A 19,594-nucleotide genomic window follows, 5' to 3' on the forward strand; every position below is an offset into this window, starting at 1 on the left:
TACAGGAAAGAGGCCGCGCCTTGCGCAGCCTCGTTCACCTGGAAAATCACACCTCGTCGCGCAGGGCTTCTTCCAGCATCTTTTCGTTGCGCACCTCTTCGATCTTACGAATACGATCCTCGCTGGAGCGGGCGTCAAACCGGTATTTCACCACATTTATCAGGCTCAGGGTCAGCAGCAGGATGCCCATCGCCCAGAACCCTTTGGTCGCCAGCGGCACTTCGGTCGAGAGCCACAGGGAAATCCCCAACAGCCCGTAAGAGACGGCGACACCTACCATGTTCAGCAGGACGATAAGGGCGCTGTCATTACGATCGGTCATTTCAATTACTCCAGTTAAATTTGTTTATTTTTTTGAATTTGGGTTTACTTGGACTTCAGCCGCGCAAGTACGTCAGCGCCGGTGGATTTGGTGGCCGGACCAAACCCGGCCTCCGACAGCACATCCGAGGCGCTTGATGGCGTCAGCGTGGCGTCGATTTCATTGAGGATCTGTGATTGCTCAAACGGGTCATCCCGCTCCAACACCCGGTTGATCAGCGCCTCGGCCTCTTCAAAGGCGCTGTCCTGCGCCACGTGGCGGCCCAGACGTTTCTGCAGCTGCTGTTCTTTCTGCGCGGCTCGGGCCGTCAGGGCGCCCTGTTTCAGATCCAGAATGCGGCGATGAGCCCGTTCGACCGACTGCTGCAATTGGAACACCCGCTCTTCCAGACGTTCCTGGGTCTGCTGGCGCAGGTCACGTTCGTTTTCCATCCGCGCAATCGCCTCCGCCGCGTGGGTCGCCAGATCCTCACGCCCGGCCTCCAGCGCTTCGGTTGCCCGTTTGGTCAGGTCGATGATCTGGCCGTCGATCTTTGCGATCTGCTTGGCTTCGCCACGCTGTTTCTGCATCAGGCTGGCCAGCGTGAATTTGGCGTTTTTCAGCCCGGCCTCCGCCTCGCGGATTTTCTGATCGATCAGTTCAATTGCATAGGTGTCGCGCAGGCGCTCCTCTGCGCGGGCATTGGCGCCGGTCATCAAGGTCTTCAACGTCGAGAACATCGCATTTCCTCCAATCTCAGGGACGGCTCACATGTCGTGAACGCCGTTCATGAATTAGAGATAGCGATTTCCTGAACGATGTTCAAGAAATATTTTGAACGGCGTTCAATTTTTTCCGATTTGACCCAACACCTGAGAGATCATGACGGCAATCTGATCACGCGGCACGCCGGAAATCCGTTGCTCCAAGCCCAACAGAACCATGCCGTGAACCGAAGAAAACAAGGCCCGTGTCATCAACGACAGCTCTTCAGGCGGCATCTCTGGAAACAGCTCGGACAGCGGTTCCGCGATCAGGGCGAATAGCTCCCCCAACGCCTGCATGTACCATTGCGGCACCGCAGCCTCAGTCGACATTTCCACGTCAAACAGTGCCCGCCACAGGTGGGTGTGGTCCGCCGCATAGGCCAGATAGGCGTGGCTCATGCGAATCAGACGGGCGTTTGGATCCAGCCCCTCCGCCCCTTCCAGCGACGCCCGCACCGTAACGCCAAGCGCCTGAAAAGTGCGGCCGTTCACCTCCAGCACCAGGGCGGTCATGTCCTCGAACACGTTGTAAATGGCGCCCAGGGCGCAGCCTGCCTCTTTTGCCAGCTGTCGCGCCTTCAGCGATCCCAGCCCCTCTGCCACGATCTGTGCCTCGGCCAGCTCTACCAGCTTTTCCCGCAATGCCGCCCGCCGGGCCTCTACCTTGCCTGCCATTGTCTTCGCGCCGCCTTCTTGCCAATCAGCCAATTCCTGCGCCCACATTGAACGCCGTTCATGGATAGCGCGAGGTTCTGCCGAGGGAAAGCCCCAAGCTGGACAGCCCCATAGTCAGGCGGCTAACTGGGCACATGAAAAAATCTCTTATTTCCAAAAGCAAATTTCTAAGCCTCATTCTGCGCCATGCCCCCGAAGAGATCGGGCTGACCCTTGATGCCGCCGGCTGGGCCTCGGTAGAGGCGATCCTTGCCAACACCCGCCAGCCACTGACCCGCAACGAGTTGATCGAGATCGTTGAGACCAACCCCAAGCAGCGTTTCGCCCTGTCAGACGATGGCCAACGCATCAGGGCGCGGCAGGGCCATTCCCGCGACGTGGACCTTGGCCTACAGCCGGTTGTCCCACCCGACGTGCTGTTTCACGGCACCTCTGTTGCGGTGCGGGACACCATCCTGACCGAAGGGCTGAAACCGATGGGCCGCCAGCACGTGCATCTTTCTGCCGATGTCGAATCCGCTCGCACCGTCGGCGCCCGTCACGGCAAACCTGTTGTCTTGCAAGTGGCCTCAGGGGCGCTGCACCAACAGGGCCAAGCCTTCTACCTCTCTGAAAACGGTGTCTGGCTGACCGGCCCTGTTGCGCCCGAGGCGATTTCCGAATGACCCAACACGCCCCCCATACCCTCACCATCGAACGTCGCCTTGGTGACTGGATGCGCGCGCGCCTGCCCTATGCGCTGGCCGAGTTTGTCATGTTTGTCCTGAAACAGGGCTGGGCCTGCCTGTTCGGGATCTGCCTGCTGGCCGCAATTTTGGGGACCAAAGCGATCTGGCAACCGGATTGGGCGCTCTATCGCTATGATGCGCTGGTCGGCGTCGCGCTTGGCCTGCAGGTGCTGTTTCTGGCGCTGAAACTGGAAAGCTGGGAAGAGGCCAAGGTGATCGCCCTGTTCCACCTCACCGGCACGGCGATGGAGCTGTTCAAAGTGCAGGCCGGCAGCTGGGCCTACCCCGAACCGGGGCTCCTGAAACTGATGGGCGTGCCGCTGTTTTCCGGCTTCATGTATGCCGCTGTTGGGTCTTACATGGCGCGGGTGATCCGGCTGTTTGACATGCAGTTCGCCCCCTACCCGCCGTTCTGGACCACGGTGGTGCTGGCCACGGCGATCTATGTGAACTTCTTTGCCCATCACTTTGTGCCAGACATCCGCTATCTGCTGTTTGCCGCAACTCTGGTCATGTTCCTGCGCACCCGCATCTGGTTCCGCGTCGGGGCCAACTGGTACTGGATGCCACTGCCTCTGGCGGCGTTTTTCTCCAGCTTCTTCCTGTGGCTTGCGGAAAACATCGGCACACTCACCGGCACCTGGCTCTATGCCGGGCAGAACCCGCTGGAGAAGGTCAGCTTTGCCAAAATGGGGTCGTGGTATCTGCTGCTCTACGTCAGTTTTGTCACCGTCACCTTGGTGATCCGCCACGCGCTGCACCGCGACGCGCAGCGCCCTGTTGCACCGGAAGCGTCAGACAAAGCCGCGCCACAACAGGACCAAGAGCAACAGGCCTAGAACCGCCAGAATGTTGAACGACAGGCTGCCCAAGAGCGACAGCACTGCGCCCTTGCGGCGGTCCTTTACGTCAATGGTCTGCAGGTGGCAGCGCAGCGTGTCATAAGCGCGCTCCACCTCGCGGGCGTCCACCTGCATCTGCAGCTTGGGATGCCCCTGAAAGGCACGCGCCCGCACCAGCACCTGTCCTGCCTGCTGGGCAAAGCCCGGAACGCGATGCCCCAGCCGTTTCAAACGCCGCTCCAGCGGGCCTTTCTTCAGGCGGAATTTCTCGGCCAGAAGATCCTCCAGCTCGGTCTCCATGCGGCTCAGGGCGCGGGCGTCGATCACATTGTGCTCCTCGGGCTAGCAAATGCCTCTGGCGCGGCGCGAGAGGCTCTACTATCTATCCCCCATGCTGAACCAGATTGTCCACGGTGAACCGACCGACCAGCCCGCCCTTTTGATCGTTCATGGCCTCTACGGCTCTGGCCGCAACTGGGGTGTGATCGCCAAACGCCTGTCTGACGAACGTCAGGTGATCGCTGTCGACCAGCGCAACCACGGCCACAGCCCCTGGCATGACAGCCATTCCTATGAGGACATGGCCGAGGATCTGGCGGCGGTCATTCGCGCCCACGGCAGCGCGATGGATGTGCTGGGCCATTCGATGGGGGGCAAGGCGGCGATGGTGCTGGCGTTGAAATACCCCGATCTGGTGAACCGGCTGATCGTGGCCGATATTGCGCCGGTGAGCTACCAGCATTCACAGGTGCAATATATCGATGCGATGCAGTCGGTGGACCTGTCCACCGTGGTGAAACGCTCGGACGCCGAGGCGCAGCTGCGCCCGGTGATTGACGATCCGATCCTGCCGACTTTCTTTACCCAGTCGCTGGACATTCCGGGCAAGGCCTGGCGGCTCAACCTGGATGTGCTGCGCGCCGAGATGGCCAAGGTGCTAAGCTTCCCGGATGTCGCGGGGCAGTTTGCAGGCAAAACTCTGTTTCTGGCCGGCGCCCTGTCGGAATATGTCAAACGCGAAGACCGCGACCGGACCAAGGGCTTCTTCCCCAACGCCCAGTTTGCCAAGATCCCCGGCGCCGGGCATTGGCTGCATGCGGAAAAACCACGCGAGTTCGAAGCGGCAGTGCGGTCCTATCTGAACATGGCGTGACGGTGTTTTGCGGGGCAATTGACCCGCAGCAACGGCGCCCTAGGTTTAGTGGCGACGACAGTACAGCAGGGACCCCTTCCCGCATGCACCATCGCCGCCTCCCGCCGAGGCGGGATCTCGTGAACTTATGATCATTCGGAATAAATCGCCTTGGCAACCCAATAGGTTACCGGGAAGGAGATCAGCAGCCCGATCAATGCCGATGCGATCAGCATTTTCGGACTGTCAAAGCCACTGACCAGCGCGACCACAAGGCCGGATCCGGTGAGCGTGGCGCCGATAAACAGGTGCAGTATGGCCCCAAGGTTGAGCATGCCTTCCGCCCAATGTCTTTGTCTTAAGTCAGTGATCATATTAAGTCCTTGGAATGCTTGTTGCCTTGATATGAATCAACTGTTTTGTGGCTCCACCCCTCACATGACGTAGGGTCACCTCACATTTCGGCACGTGTATTCACGGTGTATCAATTTCCAAGGCCGCATTGATGTATACAACAGAGAAGATGTGTAGCCGATGTGACTTTTGCGTGAAGAATCGGTCCAAACCGGCCCTAACCGCTAAAAAGCGGGCGTTAACGCAAACAATCGACGCCATGCGACCGCCACACGCACAGGTGTATCAAAATTGCAAAACACCCCAAAAACAGCAGCAACCGGCCTGTATGCCCCAAAGAAAAACCCCGCCTGAGAGGCGGGGTTTTGGATCAATCGTCCATTTTGAGGGCCGAGATAAAGGCCTCTTGCGGGATATCGACCTTGCCGAACTGGCGCATCTTCTTCTTACCCGCTTTCTGCTTCTCCAGCAGTTTCTTCTTCCGGGTCATGTCGCCGCCGTAACATTTCGCGGTGACGTCTTTGCGCAGGGCCGCCAGGGTTTCACGAGCGATCACCTTGCCGCCAATGGCCGCCTGAATCGGGATCTTGAACATGTGGCGCGGGATCAAGTCCTTCAGCTTTTCGCACATGGCCCGGCCACGCAGCTCCGCGCGGTCACGATGCACCATCACCGACAGCGCATCCACCGGCTCTTCGTTCACCAGAATGGACATCTTCACCAGCGTGTCTTCGCGGTAGCCGGTCATCTGATAGTCAAAGGAGGCATAGCCTTTGGTCACCGATTTCAGACGGTCGTAGAAGTCAAACACCACCTCGTTCAGCGGCAGGTCATAAACCGCCATTGCACGGGTGCCGGCATAGGTCAGGTCTTCCTGAATGCCGCGACGGTCCTGACACAGCTTCAGCACGTCACCCAGATATTCGTCCGGCACCATGATTGTGGCCTTGATGCGCGGCTCTTCGAGGTGATCCACCTTCGACAGATCCGGCATGTCAGCGGGGTTGTGCAGCTCGATCATCTCGCCGGGCTCGTTATCCTTGCCCTTCATGTAGACATGGTAAATCACCGAGGGCGCCGTGGTGATCAGTTCGATGTTATACTCGCGCTCAATCCGGTCGCGGATCACCTCAAGGTGCAACAGCCCCAGGAAACCACAGCGGAAACCAAAGCCAAGCGCGGCAGAGGTTTCCATTTCATAAGAGAACGACGCATCGTTCAGCGCCAGCTTTTCGATCGCGGCGCGCAGGTCTTCAAATTCCGCACTGTCCACCGGGAACAGACCACAGAACACCACCGGCTGGCTGGGTTTAAAGCCTTCCAGCGGCTCCTCGGCGCCCTTTTTCTCGGTGGTGATCGTATCGCCCACCTTGGTGTCCCGCACCTGTTTGATCGACGCGGTGATAAAACCGATCTCACCCGGGCCCAGTTCATCCACCTGTGTCATCTCAGGGCGGAACACGCCCACCCGGTCCACAGGATAGTTGGCGCCGGTCTGCATCATGGTGATGCGCTGGCCCTTTTTCAGGGTGCCATCCATGATCCGCACCAGAACCACAACGCCCAGATAAGCGTCATACCAGCTGTCCACCAGCATCGCCTTCAGCGGCGCATCACGGTCACCCTCCGGCGCCGGCAGGCGGGTCACGATGGCTTCCAGTGTGTCCTCAATCCCGATGCCCGATTTCGCGGAGACCTGAACCGCATCGGTGGAATCAATGCCGATCACATCTTCGATCTGTTCAGCCACACGATCACAGTCCGACGCGGGCAGGTCGATCTTGTTCAGCACCGGCACGATCTCATGATCTGCCTCAATCGCCTGATAGACATTGGCAAGTGTCTGCGCCTCAACCCCTTGGGTCGAGTCAACCACCAGCAAAGAGCCCTCAACCGCACGCATGGAGCGGGAGACCTCATAGGCAAAGTCAACGTGGCCGGGGGTGTCGATCAAGTTCAAGACATAGGTTTCACCGTCCTGCGCCTGATAGTCGATGCGTACGGTGTTGGCCTTGATGGTGATGCCGCGTTCCCGCTCGATATCCATCGAGTCCAGGAGCTGCTCCTTCATGTCCCGCTCGGCCACAGTGTTGGTCGATTGGATCAGGCGGTCAGCCAGCGTGGATTTACCGTGGTCGATATGCGCCACGATCGAGAAGTTGCGGATGTTTTTCAGGTCGGTCATGCGCCGGATATGCTTTGGAATCAGGCGTTGGTCAATGGGGCGGATGCAGCGGAGGTGCCGCAAATGCCGCTTGAACGCCGGGTTTGTGGATTTTTGACAGGCAAGGCAGCGAAAAGGGCCGCTCTGCGCGACCCTTCACCTGAGTCTATCAGTCGAAATCAAAGATCTCCGACAGGAAACTTTTGTGCTTTTTCTTCTTGTAATATTTGCGGTCGTCATAGCCGCGCTCATAATCGCGGTCGCGCCGCTCCTCCCGGTAGTCTTGCCGATGTGCAGCCTGCCGCAGGGCGGCTGGGGCTTCGGGCGCGGCGGAGCGTTCGATGATCTTGTCCAATTCGCCCCGATCCAGCCAAACACCGCGGCATTGCGGGCAGTAGTCAATCTCGACCCCCGCGCGTTCGGTCATCACCAGCTGGGCGCCATCAATCGGACATTGCATCATCATCACTCCTCATTTGTTGCGCCATAGAAATGGGGCCTGTCCGCGCCGGAACAAGCCCCTCAGCTGCGAAATCAACAGGGATCAGCGCAGCACATGCACCGCACATTTGGCGTGGCGCACCACCTGTGTCGCGGTGGAGCCCAACAACAGGTTCTGCATGCCGGGACGGTGCGAGGCGATCACAATGCAATCTTTGTCATTGTCCGCCGCATAGTCACAGATCGTGCGGCCGGAATGGCCATCCACCACCTGCACCTCAGCGTTTTCAACGCCTTCAATCATTTTGCCCAGCTCTTCCTCAACGGATTTGCGCATATCCTCATGGAAGCCCTCAGGCACATAGGTCAGCGCATAGCCCGGCACCGCCTCCATCACATGCAGCAGCGTCAGCTTGCCACCTTCGGCCCGGATGGCCTGGGCGATTTCCAACGCGCCATGCGAGTCGCGGTTTTCTTCAAACGAGACGGGGACAAGAATGTTGTCATACATCGGGGTTCTCCTTTTGCTTGCGCCAACTGTGGCACAGGCGGGCAGAGAGCACCTTGATCTCGGTCAGATAGGTCGCTGCAGGGACGGGGCTTAAAGCACCGTGACCTTGGTGCCGGTGGGCACCCGTTCATAGAGGTCTTTCACATGCTCATTGATCATCCGGATACAACCGTTCGACACCGACCGTCCAATCGAACGCGGCTTGGTTGTGCCATGGATGCGGAAGTAGGTGTCACGTCCATTTTTATAGAGGTACAGCGCCCGCGCCCCCAAGGGGTTCGAAGGCCCACCGGGCTGGATATATTCATTGTCGACAAACTTCGCATAGGTGCGCGGCTCACGTTTGATCATCTCTGGCGTGGGCCGCCAGTTCGGCCATTTCGCCTTGCGCTGGATCAGCGCGTCGCCTTTGAATTCCAGCCCCGCCTTGCCAACGCCCACGCCATAGCGCCGCGCCTGATTGGGGCCGGTCACCAGATAGAGGTAATGCGCCTGAGGCAGGATCAGGATCTGCCCCGGTTCCACCCCGCTTTTGATCCGCACTTCCTGCGGCAGGTATTTCGGATCCACCTCAAACGCCCGCGCGATGGAGGGCATCGCAAGCGTGGCGGAGGCGGCGGCGGCGGAGGTCAGGAACTGGCGGCGTTTCATAAGGGGCACTCGTGCTGGTTTGAAAAGGGATTGCCTCAGCATGCCCCGAGGCCGCGCGAAAGATCAATCGCCACCCCCTGAAGACGTGTTCACATTTTTGCCAATTGGCCCTTTTGACCACTCAAATCGCCGCCCAGTCTGTGAACCGATAAGGCCCCCTGCCCTGTGCCTCAAACGGGCGCGGCAGGTCATGTTTACGGGTGGGTTGGGGTGCAGGTTTCGGCATTGGTGTGTCCTCCTATGCCTCCGACGTGGGGAGGCAGAGGACCGGTTTCCAGCGATGTTTCACCCAAATGGCGATGCTGTGAGGGGATGTGTGTGTTGCCGCTCAGGTGAAGCACATCTGCCAAATCGCAGATTTGGCAGCGCCCGAACCGCCCCCACGGGGCGGGCGTTGAAGCCACCTAAAAATCCCACAATAATTGAATCTCGAATCCACAAGTGCTACCCTAGACTGTGCAAATTCTGAAAGTAACAATATGACTAATTTCAACCTCTCATTTCCCAGCAAATGCACAATCAAAAACCTTTGCGATTTCTCAAAAAAAATAATGGACTACCCTGAACAAGAAACGCTTACGATAAGTGCCGACAAGCTCGGGTTTGCGACACCGACGTCAATGATTTTCCTAACGAAAGTCTGCCGACAACGCGCAAAAAAACATCGCAACGAAACTAGAAAATTTTTTGGGCTTTCCAAACACGACTATGCTAACAACCTCGGCTTCTCCAAAGCTCTGAACCTGAAGGGAAATCCCTTTCAGCAAGGCGCGTTCGGTGGAAATAACTACATTCCAATTTCTCTAATGCAAAAGGATGTGCTGGAAGAAGCCGCCGCAGATAAGTTTATTCACCTCGGAGATGAGATTGAACAACGATGTGGTAGTTTGGCAAAAGTTGTCTCACAGGGCAAAGGACGAGAACTCGAACGAGCCCTCCAAATATCATTCAGAGAAATCATTAGGAATAGTTTTGAGCATGGGGAGACCAATGAAGTAACTTTTTGCGCGCAGCACTGGCCGCAGCGTGAACAAGTTGAAATTTGCATAGCTGACAAAGGCATAGGCGTTCGCGCTTCTCTTGAAAGCGGCAAATATAACATTCCCAAGAACGACCAAGATGCCCTCAAGTACTCGATCATGCCTGGCGTTTCTTCGAAGGCATGGAGAAACAAGAAAAAAAGGGCATCACAAAAATCTGAATGGGACAATGCAGGATACGGCCTATTCTTCGCTCACCATCTTTTTGGCAATCTCGGGCATTTCTTTATTGGATCCGGCGATTCTGGCCTACTACTTTCCAAGGACAAAAAGATGGAACTCCCGTGCAAAATCGAGGGCACCTTGGTTTCCCTAAATTTGGACCTTTCTTGTGAGGGAAGTATATTGGAAGCTCTAAATGGAATTTCGAAGCAATCCCACAAGATCAAGACTAGGCTTGGGGTGAAAAGCTTAGATCTTGCCGAAATCGACAGCTATTTGAAAGCTAACAAACTCGAATAACAAAAAGCGGCCCCGAAGGGCCGCTTTCTCACCCTTTAGCGGGTGAATTTCTTGTGCTTGATCCGTTTCGGCTCCAGCGCGTCGGGGCCGAGGCGGCGTTTCTTGTCTTCTTCGTAGTCCTCGAAGTTGCCTTCGAACCATTCCACATGGGCGTCGCCTTCGAAGGCGAGGATGTGGGTACAGATCCGATCGAGGAAGAAACGGTCGTGCGAAATCACCACCGCGCAGCCGGCGAAATCAACCAGCGCATCTTCCAGCGCCCGCAGGGTCTCAACGTCCAGATCGTTGGTTGGTTCGTCGAGCAGCAGCACGTTGCCGCCCTCTTTCAGCAGACGCGCCATGTGGACCCGGTTGCGCTCACCACCGGACAGGAGGTTCAGGGTTTTCTGCTGATCGCCGCCCTTGAAGTTGAAGGACGAGCAATAGGCGCGGGAGTTGACCTGCGCATCGCCCAGTTCAATCAGCTCCGCCCCGCCGGAAATCGCTTCCCAGACGGTGTCCTTGTCTTTCAGATCATCGCGCGACTGATCCACATAGGACAGCTGCACGGTGTCCCCATATTCCACGGTGCCCTCATCGGGCTGTTCCTGACCGGTCAGCATGCGGAACAGGGTGGTTTTACCGGCGCCGTTGGGGCCGATCACGCCGACGATACCGCCTGGCGGCAGGCTGAATGACAGATCCTCGACCAGGAGCTTGTCGCCCATCGCCTTTTTCAGACCGTTCACTTCTATCACCTTGCCACCAAGACGCTGACCGTTCGGGATCACGATCTGGGCGCGGGTGATTTTCTCCCGCTCAGACTGGTTGGCCAGATCGTTATAGGCGGCGATACGGGCCTTGGATTTCGCCTGACGCGCCTTGGCGCCCTGACGCATCCATTCCAGCTCACGCTCCAGCGTTTTCTGGCGGGCTTTGTCCTCTTTGGCTTCGTGCTGCAGGCGCTTTGCCTTCTGCTCCAGCCAGGCCGAGTAGTTGCCTTCGTAAGGAATGCCACGGCCGCGGTCGAGTTCCAGGATCCAGCCGGTGATGTCATCCAGGAAGTAGCGGTCGTGGGTGACAATCAGAATGGTGCCCTTGTAGTCGATCAGGTGCTGCTGCAGCCAAGCGATGGTTTCCGCGTCCAAGTGGTTGGTCGGCTCGTCGAGCAGCAGCATATCAGGCGCTTCAAGCAGCAGCTTACACAGCGCCACACGACGTTTTTCACCGCCCGACAGGCTGGTCACATCGGCATCATCCGCCGGGCAGCGCAGCGCTTCCAGCGAGATATCGACCTGACTGTCCAGATCCCACAGGTTCTGGCTGTCGATCTCATCCTGCAACTGCGCCATTTCATCGGCGGTTTCATCGCTGTAGTTCATCGCCAGCTCATTGTAGCGATCCAGAATGGCTTTCTTCGCGGCCACCCCCAGCATCACATTGCCGCGCACATCAAGGTTCGGGTCCAGTTCCGGCTCCTGCGGCAGGTAGCCGACCTTGGCGCCCTCAGCGTGCCAGGCCTCACCGGAAAATTCCTTGTCGAGGCCCGCCATGATCTTCATCAGCGTCGACTTACCGGAACCGTTCACCCCCACAACGCCGATTTTCACGCCGGGGAGGAAGTTCAGGTGGATGTTTTCAAAGCATTTCTTACCGCCCGGATAGGTCTTGGAGACGCCGGACATGTGATAGACATATTGATAGGATGCCATGGGGGAGCTCTCTTGCAGGGAAACTTGGGTTGGCAGAGGTGATAGCGGATGGGGCTTGGGGGGGCAATCCATCGGTGTAGAATTGATCTTGTCACAGGAATATGATCCTTGCGTTAAGACTGCGTGCGCTATGGTGACCCCATGCGTTTGATCGTTGCCCTCCTTGTTATCTTCATACCCGCCATCGCCACGGCCGACGGTCTGTCGCGGCGAATGGACTGTGACAGCTGGGCCAATGACATCCGGCCCACGGAATGGGGTTGGGCGGTGCGGGACTGTGTGGAGCAAGGACGTTATGACACTGCAATTACGGCGTTTTTTGCTTATAACAGCTATATCCTCTTTGATCAGCAGCGGGTGCGGGATGAAAGCGCCCATGTGGTCAAGGATGAGTTGAACGTCTGGATCTTCTCGGGCTATTCGCGCGATCAGTTCAATGCACTGAAACCCTACACCGCTGAGATGCGGGCGCAGGAGGGGGCGTTTTATTCTGCCACCTGCAGCGCCCTGCGCCGCCTCGGCCCGCCTGCCTATCGCCCTCAATATATGATCAAACGTGGCATGATCCCCCGCAAGTCCGCGGAGGACTGGCAGGTCGCGGGGTTTGACCCCACTGCCGCCTGGCAAGAGGCGCTGGAGATCAACGGCTGCTAAGCCGCTGCGCCCTCAGATCGCTTTTTCAAAGAAGTAGTCGGGATAGGGGTCATCGTTGAAACGGTCGATCTCGGTCCAGCCGGAGCGCTGGTAGAGCGCCACCGCCTCGGGCAGGGCCGAGTTGGTGTCGAGCCGCAAGAGCGAAATACCCAGCGCTTTGGCGCGGGTCTCGGCGGCCTCCATCAGGGTGCGTGACAGGCCCAGACCACGCGCCGCGGGGGAAATCCACAGACGTTTGATTTCGGCATAACCTTTGTTGGTGCCCTTCACACCAACGCAGCCCAGTGGCATGCCGTCGGAGTAAGCCACTAGAAACACACCTCTCGGGGCCATCATATCGGTGGCTTCGGGATCGGCAGACAGGTTGACATCAAATCCGGTCTCGAACCGTTCGCCCAGCTCTTTGTAATAGGCCTCCAGACAGGTGACCGCATCGGCACTGCGTGGGTCACATGTCACCAGTTCAATCCGGTCACGCCCCAGCGCCGAGGCGACAAGGTCCATCGCCTCCAGCAGGGCTTCGGGACGTGGGTGGCGGTCCAGCAGGCGGCTGGCGCGATCATCGGACAGCTGGTTGTAGGCGGCAAATTCTATCTGCCCCGCCTCTGTCAGCAGGGCAATCCGACGGCGGCCATCGTTGGGATCACGGTCCAGCGAAACCAGCCCTTCGTCCTGCAACTGTTTCAGAAACCGGCTGAGCAGAGGTTTGTCGAGGTCAAGATAGGCGCGGATCGCCTCCAGATCGCGGCCTTCAGGGCCAATGGCATGCAACACCCGCGCCGGCCCCAATGGTCGTCCTCGCCCCAAGAAGGATTGATCCAAAGCGCCGGTTTCGCGGGTCACGGCACGGTTGAAACGGCGGATTCGGGCCACGGGATCTTGGGAGGCGGTCTTGGACATGTTGGACTTCTTCAGTGGTTACTGGTCTTCAAACTTCGATAGTTAACCTAAGGCAACTATATGCAAATTGCAAGCCCCGCCGCAGCATAACCTACTGCATAATCCTCTTCATCATACCCTGCATCACCACCTGTGTCCCCGCCTGCCCTAGCCGCAACCCTATGATTTTCCGACCACCTTCTCTTTGCTTTGCGGTTGACAGCATCGCCCCTTCACGGGAAGGAAAGGCATGCGCAACAGGCTGCCATATGCCCGGTCCGGTCAGGTGATCGGCCTTTTGGGAGGATCGTTTGATCCGGCCCACGAAGGTCACGCCCATATCACCCGCGAAGCGCTGAAACGGTTTGGACTGGATCAAGTCTGGTGGCTGGTCAGCCCCGGCAACCCGCTGAAATCACACGGCCCTGCTGCAATGGCGCGGCGCGTGGCCCACGCCCGTGCGGTGATCGACCACCCTCGTGTCACCGTCACCGATCTGGAGGTGCAGACCGGCACGCGCTATACCGCAGCCACGTTGCGGGCGCTGACGCGGCTCTATCCACGGGTGCGGTTTGTCTGGCTGATGGGGGCGGATAATCTGGTGCAGTTCCACCGCTGGCAGGACTGGCAGAAGATCATGGCCGAGGTGCCCGTTGGCGTGCTGGCGCGCCCCGGTGATCGGCTGGCGGCGCGCTGTTCCAAAGCCGCCCGGATGCACCGCGGCCAGAAACTCTCGCCCCGTCACAGTCAGGGACTGGCACGGGCCAAGGCGCCGCAGTGGTGTTTTGTGAACATGCCGATGGTGGCGCAGTCCTCTAGCCAGATCCGCGCCCGAGGCGAGTGGGGCTGATCACCCCAGACGGTCCCGCAGGGTCGCGAAGATTTCATAATCCCCGTGATTTACGCGCTTGAGAGCTTGCCCCCATCGGGGGTAGACTGACCGCTATGGTTCATTCATTTTCCAGACGTTTTTTTCTCACAACACTGGCCGCCTTTTCCGCCAGTCCGCTTGCGGCACGCCCCGTAAAGAAATCGCTGCGCCCGCAGGCGCGTCCCGGCACCCCCCGCCTGCCCAGCGCCGAACCGATTGAGGCACTGCTGAAACGGGCCAAACTGGGCGGCTCTGTCAGCTGTGCGGTGGCCGAGATTGGCTCAGGCCAATTGCTGGAAGGCCGCGCCAGCAACGCCACCCTACCGCCCGCCTCGGTGACGAAAGCGGTGACCGCGCTTTATGCGCTGGACACGCTTGGGCCGAACCACCGGTTCCGCACCCGCATCATTGCCACTGCCCCGATCCAAAACGGGGTGCTTCAGGGGGACCTGATTTTGGCCGGTGGCGGTGATCCGACCTTGAACACCGAAGGGTTGGCCGCCTTGGCCAAAACGCTGAAAGCCGCAGGTCTGCGCGAAGTGCGTGGGCGGTTCCGGGTCTACGCCGGCGCCCTGCCTTATGCCCGCCAGATCGACAAGGCGCAGCCCGATCATGTTGGCTATAACCCCGCGATTTCCGGCTTGTCGCTGAACTTCAACCGGGTGCATTTCGAATGGAAGCGAGCTGGCAGCGGCTGGGGGGTGACGATGGATGCCCGTTCGGCCAATTACCGCCCCGAAGTCTCGATCGCGAAGATGGCCGTGATCAAACGTCAGATGCCGGTTTACACCTACCAGCAAAAGGGCAGCACTGATCACTGGACCGTGGCCAGTGGCGCGCTGGGCAAAGGTGGAGCACGTTGGTTGCCAGTGCGACGGCCTGACCTCTATGCCGGTGAAGTGTTCCGCACCCTGGCCCGCGCACATGGCATTGTTTTGCCAAAAGAAAAAGTTGCCAAATCGCTGCCTGCCGGGACCACGGTGGCAACCTATCAAAGCGCGCTCTTGCGCGACATCCTGCGGGACATGTTGAAATACTCCACCAACCTCACCGCCGAGATGGTCGGTCTGGCGGCCACAGGGGTCAGCACGGGCAAACTCTCGACGCTCCGGGCCTCGGCACAGCAGATGACACGCTGGGCCAAACGGCGGCTGGGGATGCAGCAGGGCAAGTTTGTCGATCACTCGGGGCTGGGCGATGCCTCGCTTCTGTCAGCGCAGGATATGGTGGCGGCGCTTTCCACGCGATTGGCGCGCGAGCAGCTGCCTGCCATCCTGAAACCGATCACCCTGCGCGATGCCAAAGGCAAACCCAACAGCCGCCACCCGCTGAAGGTGCTGGCCAAAACCGGCACTTTGAACTTCGCCTCCTCGCTGGCGGGCTATGTAACCACACCGGACGGACGGGTGATGGCCTTTGCCATTTTCACCGCCGACAACAAGAAACGCAGCGCCCTCAGCAAAGACCAACGTGAACGCCCGGAAGGGGGGCGCAGCTGGAACAAACGTTCCAAAGCACTGCAGCAAAGCCTGCTGGAACGCTGGGGGCAGCTATACGGCGCGGGCTAGCGCCCCGTTGAAAGCCTCCAGTTAAGGCCAAAAGCAAAACAGCGCGGAAACCCGCGCCGTTTGAACCGTTTCAAAGCCAACCATCAGGCCGAGAGATGGCGCGCCCGCGATCCCCGTTCGATCGCCGCGGCGTGCAGCCGGTCGATGTTCAGCTCATGGCGCATCTCTTCCAGCAGACGCAGTTCCTGTTCGTAGATATGACCATCTGCCGCTGCCACATCACAGGCCAGTGCGTAAGCGGTTTCAAACAGGTGCTCCGGCAGGTTTTCCCGGATCAGACCAAACAGCGCCTCAATCCCCTCTTCTTCCGAGAACAGATCAAACACGATGCGGCTGATATCGCCCACGCGGTCAATGTCATAGCTGGCAAATACCGGCAGGTGGTTCACGGTGTTCTGGATCTTCACCAGCTCGGCGGTGCGCATATTGGCGTCGGCCGCGGAGATGGCGATCATCAGAGCCACAAGGCAATCCTGCGGGCTGAGGGGATGGGGGATCTGTTCGGACACGGGGGCTTCCTTTGTCACAAGTCGAGTGGGAGGCACTGGGGAGGCGCCTCGGAGGGGTCAATAAATCAATAGGCTGAAAGATAAGCTCAAAACCGGCCTCAAACAACCCGAAGCCACAGCTTGACCCTGCATCAATTTGGCACTGCGGCAAGAAATTCCGGATCCGCGCCGCGTTGCAGCGCCTGCCAGAAGGCCAGTTCTTCGGCCATCCCACCATTGGCCAGCACAATGCCTTCGTGGTTCAGCACATAAAGGCTGGGGCAGGAATCAAATTGCAACGTCTCTTGCAGACTGCCATCCAGATCCTGCGCCACCAGATAGGGCATGTCCGTGTCGGCAATGGCCTCCTCCAGTTGCGACGCATGTTGCCAATGAGCGCTGGCGTCAGGCCGCTCGGAAATCACATGCACCCCGCCAATGCGTTCGGGGAACCGGGCATAAAGGCTGCGCAGCCCGACCAGTTCCGCCAAAAACGGGCCGTTCATCCGGTATGGCCCCAAAGCATAGACCAGCAGCAACTGCCCCGGTTTCATCTGCGACAGCGCTTGGTCCAGATCACACATCTGTCCCGGCGCATCGAAAAACCCATGCACATCCCGGCGCGGCAGCCGGTAGCGGATCGGGAAAGGTTTCTGCAATGTCGGCCCCCAGGCGATCACCGCCCGTTCGCGGCACACCGCCGAATAGAGATCACAGATCGCTGGCAGCTCGGCGCAGTTCTGCACTGCGAACTGGGCCAGTTCCTTGGCCTTGGGCACGTCCCCGCCATGATAATGCAGCAGACATTCCACAAACAGATTCAGTGCGAAATAGGCACTGGGCATCGGCGGCTTGCCATCCGCCTCGTAGCTCTTGGCCGCAGCCTGCAGCATCTCGCGGGCCTCATCCTTGCGGTCCGCCGCCAGATAGGCCAGCGCCAGAAGTTGTTGATAGGTGTATTCTCTGGCCTGCAGCCGCTTTGCGTGTTTCTTGGCCTTGGAGGTGAAGGGCGCGGTCAGTCGGGAGGCAATTGGCAAAAGCGCCATTTCGAAATCCGGCACCAATGCGGCAAAGCTTTGCCAGACTTCTTCGGACCAGATCCGATGCAGCACCATAGGATCCACCTGCCCCGTGCGCACAGCGGTTTTCAGCGCCGCATTGATCCCCGGAGACAGTTTCACCCCATTGGGCCACAGACCGCCGCGCAGCTCCGCCATCTCGCAGCCTTCTCCGGTGTGAAACACCAAAGAGGCGGCCCCTTCAAGACGGGCGCGCTGCACGCTTTCCCCTGTGGGGGCGGTGCCGTTGATATGCATCAGCTGCCAGCCCTCCTGCAGCCCCAGTTCGGCGGCGTGTGAGCCGGGGTAGACTTTGGTAACAGCCCAGGCGGATTGGGTGGCTTCGCTCAGCAGGGATTGCGGCCATTGTGTACGGTCGAGGGGCATGAATAGTCCTTGGTTTAATCCCCACAGTTTACGGGGTCGTACTGTGATCTCAATAGAACTTTCGCCGTAGCGTCACCCGCAAACCCTGCCACAATGTTGCAACGCAGCGCAAAAGCCGCTGCCTTCTGTTGACTGGCACGGTCACGCACAATAGGAAGCGGCGGTCTGCCGCGCATGGGGCGCGGGCGGACCCTTATCTGATGGAGACAGCACATGTCTGACCTGCGTGACGCCGCATTGAAATCCAAAGCCTGGCCCTTCGAGGAAGCCCGGAAGCTGGTGAAGCGTTATGCAAAGGGTAAACCTGAAAAGGGCTATGTGCTGTTTGAAACCGGCTATGGCCCCTCCGGCCTGCCCCACATCGGCACCTTTGGCGAAGTCGCCCGCACCACCATGATCAAACGCGCGTTTGAGGTGATCAGCGACATCCCGACCAAGCTGATCTGTTTCTCCGACGATCTGGACGGCATGCGCAAAGTGCCGGGCAACGTCCCCAACGCCGAGAGCCTGCATGAGCATCTGCAAAAACCGCTGACCTCGGTGCCGGATCCCTTTGGCACCCACGAAAGCTTTGGCCATCACAACAACGCCATGCTGCGCCGGTTCCTCGACACCTTTGGCTTTGAGTATGACTTCTACTCGGCCAAGGAATTCTACGAATCCGGCCAGTTCGACGAGGTGCTGAAACGCGCTGTCGACAAATATGATGACGTCATGGCCATCATGCTGAAATCCCTGCGCGAAGAGCGCCGTCAGACCTATTCGATCTTCCTGCCGATCCACCCGGAAGCCGGCCGTGTTCTCTACGTGCCGATGAAAAAGGTCTGTGCTGAGACCTACACCATCACCTTTGATGATGAGGACGGCAAAGAATGGACCGTGCCGGTCACAGGAGGCAACGTGAAGCTGCAGTGGAAGCCCGATTTCGGCGCCCGCTGGGCCGCGCTGGGTGTGGACTTTGAAATGTATGGCAAGGACCACTCGACCAACACGCCGATCTATGACGGCATCTGCCGGGTGCTGGGCCAGCGCGCGCCGGAACACTTCACCTATGAGCTGTTCCTGGATGCCAACGGGCAGAAGATCTCGAAAACCTCGGGCAACGGCATCTCGATTGACGAGTGGCTGACCTACGCCCCGACCGAGAGCCTGGCCTATTTCATGTATCAAAAGCCCAAGACCGCCAAGAGGATGCATTTTGACGTGATCCCCAAGGCGATGGACGAATATCATCAGCAGCTGCGCGCCTATCCTGGCCAGGATGTGAAAGCCCAGCTGAACAACCCGGTCTGGCACATCCATTCCGGTGACGTGCCTGCGTCGGATATGGTGGTGCCCTTCTCGATGCTGCTCAATCTTGCCTCGGTCGCCGGTGCGGATGACAAGGCGCAGCTCTGGGGCTTCATCCAGCGCTATGCGCCCGACGCCTCCCCCGAAGCCAATCCGCAGCTGGATGCGGCGGCGGGCTATGCGGTGCGCTACTACAACGACTTCGTGAAGCCGGAAAAAGTGTTCCGCGCCCCCACCGATCAGGAACGGGCCGCATTGGAAGATCTGAAAGCGGCCTTTGCCTCAGCCGAGGTTGCGCTGGAACAGATCGCCAAGAAAAACGCCATGATGGGCAACGAAGATCCGCTGCCCGCGGCAGATTTCACCGATGGGGATTTCCTGCAGTCAGTGGTCTTTGCGGTGGGCAAGAACCACGGCTTTGAAAACCTGCGGGACTGGTTCAAGGCGCTGTATGAGGTGCTGCTGGGTCAATCCCAGGGCCCGCGATTTGGTTCTTTTGCAGCCCTTTATGGAGCAACGGAAACCGTGGCCCTGATCGATCAAGGTCTCAAGGGCGAACTGTCCTGATCCACACAATGCCACACGATGCCCTCCGGGGCATGTGATTTGACGTGATTGCGGGCGGGCCTACCTTTGGCAC

The 19,594-nt window shown here is 58.9% G+C and carries 21 protein-coding genes; 8 read left to right on the top strand and 13 right to left on the bottom strand.

All coding sequences use genetic code 11. The features are described from left to right. Nucleotides 1-46: 46 nt before the first annotated feature. The 3 genes from SIC14_RS01275 to SIC14_RS01285 form a co-directional block, all read right to left on the bottom strand. Nucleotides 47-322, bottom strand: a complete 276-nt coding sequence (locus SIC14_RS01275; protein ID WP_412564044.1) for a hypothetical protein — start codon at nt 320-322, stop codon at nt 47-49. 44 nt (nt 323-366) lie between these two features. Next, a complete protein-coding gene (locus SIC14_RS01280) occupies nt 367-1,041 on the bottom strand; it encodes a PspA/IM30 family protein (RefSeq protein ID WP_412564045.1) in 675 nt (224 codons plus the stop codon). A gap of 105 nt (nt 1,042-1,146) precedes the next feature. Next, nucleotides 1,147-1,743 (bottom strand): TetR/AcrR family transcriptional regulator, encoded by a 597-nt coding sequence (locus SIC14_RS01285; RefSeq protein WP_412565804.1) that lies wholly within the window; start codon nt 1,741-1,743, stop codon nt 1,147-1,149. A 134-nt stretch (nt 1,744-1,877) separates the two neighbouring features. Here SIC14_RS01285 and SIC14_RS01290 point away from each other — a divergent pair, with 134 nt between their 5' ends. Together SIC14_RS01290 and SIC14_RS01295 are read left to right on the top strand one after the other, a co-directional pair. Continuing rightward, a complete protein-coding gene (locus tag SIC14_RS01290) occupies nt 1,878-2,408 on the top strand; it encodes an RNA 2'-phosphotransferase (protein ID WP_412564046.1) in 531 nt (176 codons plus the stop codon). Then, nucleotides 2,405-3,310: a DUF817 domain-containing protein gene (locus SIC14_RS01295; RefSeq protein WP_412564047.1), complete on the top strand. Its 906-nt coding sequence runs from the start codon at nt 2,405-2,407 to the stop codon at nt 3,308-3,310. The genes SIC14_RS01290 and SIC14_RS01295 overlap by 4 nt, the downstream gene beginning before the upstream one ends. On the opposite strand, the gene SIC14_RS01300 is transcribed toward SIC14_RS01295, so the two are convergent. Continuing rightward, nucleotides 3,266-3,640 carry a hypothetical protein gene (locus SIC14_RS01300; RefSeq protein ID WP_412564048.1) on the bottom strand — a complete coding sequence of 125 codons (375 nt, stop codon included), beginning with the start codon at nt 3,638-3,640 and terminating at the stop codon, nt 3,266-3,268. The two genes, SIC14_RS01295 and SIC14_RS01300, sit on opposite strands and share 45 nt — an antisense overlap. 64 nt (nt 3,641-3,704) lie before the next feature. Here SIC14_RS01300 and SIC14_RS01305 point away from each other — a divergent pair, with 64 nt between their 5' ends. After that, the gene (locus SIC14_RS01305; protein ID WP_412564049.1) at nt 3,705-4,466 is read left to right on the top strand and encodes an alpha/beta fold hydrolase; all 762 of its coding nucleotides are present in this window, start codon (nt 3,705-3,707) and stop codon (nt 4,464-4,466) included. Between the two features lie 131 nt (nt 4,467-4,597). Here SIC14_RS01305 and SIC14_RS01310 read toward each other — a convergent pair whose 3' ends face one another. The 5 genes from SIC14_RS01310 to SIC14_RS01330 all read right to left on the bottom strand — a co-directional run bounded on the left by SIC14_RS01310 (nt 4,598) and on the right by SIC14_RS01330 (nt 8,566). Next, nucleotides 4,598-4,780 (bottom strand): CTP synthetase, encoded by a 183-nt coding sequence (locus SIC14_RS01310; protein ID WP_412564050.1) that lies wholly within the window; start codon nt 4,778-4,780, stop codon nt 4,598-4,600. Nucleotides 4,781-5,169: 389 nt separating this feature from the next. Further along, complete coding sequence (gene lepA, locus SIC14_RS01315; protein ID WP_412564051.1) at nt 5,170-6,984, bottom strand: translation elongation factor 4; 1,815 nt, start codon at nt 6,982-6,984, stop codon at nt 5,170-5,172. Nucleotides 6,985-7,132: 148 nt separating this feature from the next. Then, on the bottom strand, nt 7,133-7,423 hold the full coding sequence (locus SIC14_RS01320) for a zf-TFIIB domain-containing protein (protein WP_412564052.1): 291 nt from the start codon (nt 7,421-7,423) through the stop codon (nt 7,133-7,135). Between the two features lie 84 nt (nt 7,424-7,507). Next, nucleotides 7,508-7,915, bottom strand: coding sequence for a universal stress protein (locus SIC14_RS01325; RefSeq protein ID WP_412564053.1), 408 nt, complete (start codon nt 7,913-7,915; stop codon nt 7,508-7,510). 90 nt (nt 7,916-8,005) lie between these two features. Continuing rightward, the gene (locus SIC14_RS01330) at nt 8,006-8,566 is read right to left on the bottom strand and encodes a L,D-transpeptidase (protein ID WP_412564054.1); all 561 of its coding nucleotides are present in this window, start codon (nt 8,564-8,566) and stop codon (nt 8,006-8,008) included. A 551-nt stretch (nt 8,567-9,117) separates the two neighbouring features. Between SIC14_RS01330 and SIC14_RS01335 the strand changes: the two genes are divergently transcribed. Further along, complete coding sequence (locus tag SIC14_RS01335; RefSeq protein WP_412564055.1) at nt 9,118-10,068, top strand: hypothetical protein; 951 nt, start codon at nt 9,118-9,120, stop codon at nt 10,066-10,068. Nucleotides 10,069-10,103: 35 nt separating this feature from the next. Here the strand turns inward: SIC14_RS01335 and ettA are convergent, their stop codons facing one another. Beyond that, complete coding sequence (gene ettA / locus SIC14_RS01340; RefSeq protein WP_412564056.1) at nt 10,104-11,759, bottom strand: energy-dependent translational throttle protein EttA; 1,656 nt, start codon at nt 11,757-11,759, stop codon at nt 10,104-10,106. A gap of 141 nt (nt 11,760-11,900) precedes the next feature. Between ettA and SIC14_RS01345 the strand changes: the two genes are divergently transcribed. Next, nucleotides 11,901-12,413, top strand: a complete 513-nt coding sequence (locus tag SIC14_RS01345) for a hypothetical protein (RefSeq protein WP_412564057.1) — start codon at nt 11,901-11,903, stop codon at nt 12,411-12,413. Nucleotides 12,414-12,425: 12 nt separating this feature from the next. On the opposite strand, the gene SIC14_RS01350 is transcribed toward SIC14_RS01345, so the two are convergent. Beyond that, nucleotides 12,426-13,313: a GNAT family N-acetyltransferase gene (locus SIC14_RS01350; protein WP_412564058.1), complete on the bottom strand. Its 888-nt coding sequence runs from the start codon at nt 13,311-13,313 to the stop codon at nt 12,426-12,428. Between the two features lie 229 nt (nt 13,314-13,542). On the opposite strand from SIC14_RS01350, the gene SIC14_RS01355 reads away from it, so the two are divergent. Next, the gene (locus SIC14_RS01355) at nt 13,543-14,142 is read left to right on the top strand and encodes a nicotinate-nucleotide adenylyltransferase (RefSeq protein ID WP_412564059.1); all 600 of its coding nucleotides are present in this window, start codon (nt 13,543-13,545) and stop codon (nt 14,140-14,142) included. Nucleotides 14,143-14,237: 95 nt separating this feature from the next. Beyond that, nucleotides 14,238-15,731: a D-alanyl-D-alanine carboxypeptidase/D-alanyl-D-alanine-endopeptidase gene (gene dacB / locus SIC14_RS01360; RefSeq protein WP_412564060.1), complete on the top strand. Its 1,494-nt coding sequence runs from the start codon at nt 14,238-14,240 to the stop codon at nt 15,729-15,731. Between the two features lie 83 nt (nt 15,732-15,814). Here the strand turns inward: dacB and SIC14_RS01365 are convergent, their stop codons facing one another. Next, nucleotides 15,815-16,240, bottom strand: coding sequence for a tellurite resistance TerB family protein (locus tag SIC14_RS01365; RefSeq protein ID WP_412564061.1), 426 nt, complete (start codon nt 16,238-16,240; stop codon nt 15,815-15,817). A 131-nt stretch (nt 16,241-16,371) separates the two neighbouring features. Beyond that, nucleotides 16,372-17,664, bottom strand: a complete 1,293-nt coding sequence (locus tag SIC14_RS01370; protein WP_412564062.1) for a hypothetical protein — start codon at nt 17,662-17,664, stop codon at nt 16,372-16,374. Between the two features lie 213 nt (nt 17,665-17,877). On the opposite strand from SIC14_RS01370, the gene SIC14_RS01375 reads away from it, so the two are divergent. Further along, the gene (locus SIC14_RS01375) at nt 17,878-19,521 is read left to right on the top strand and encodes a lysine--tRNA ligase (RefSeq protein ID WP_412564063.1); all 1,644 of its coding nucleotides are present in this window, start codon (nt 17,878-17,880) and stop codon (nt 19,519-19,521) included. The last annotated feature ends 73 nt before the right edge of the window (nt 19,522-19,594 follow it).

The sequence above is a fragment of the Thalassobius sp. MITS945101 genome (genome assembly GCF_047123305.1).
Lineage (GTDB): Bacteria > Pseudomonadota > Alphaproteobacteria > Rhodobacterales > Rhodobacteraceae > Thalassobius.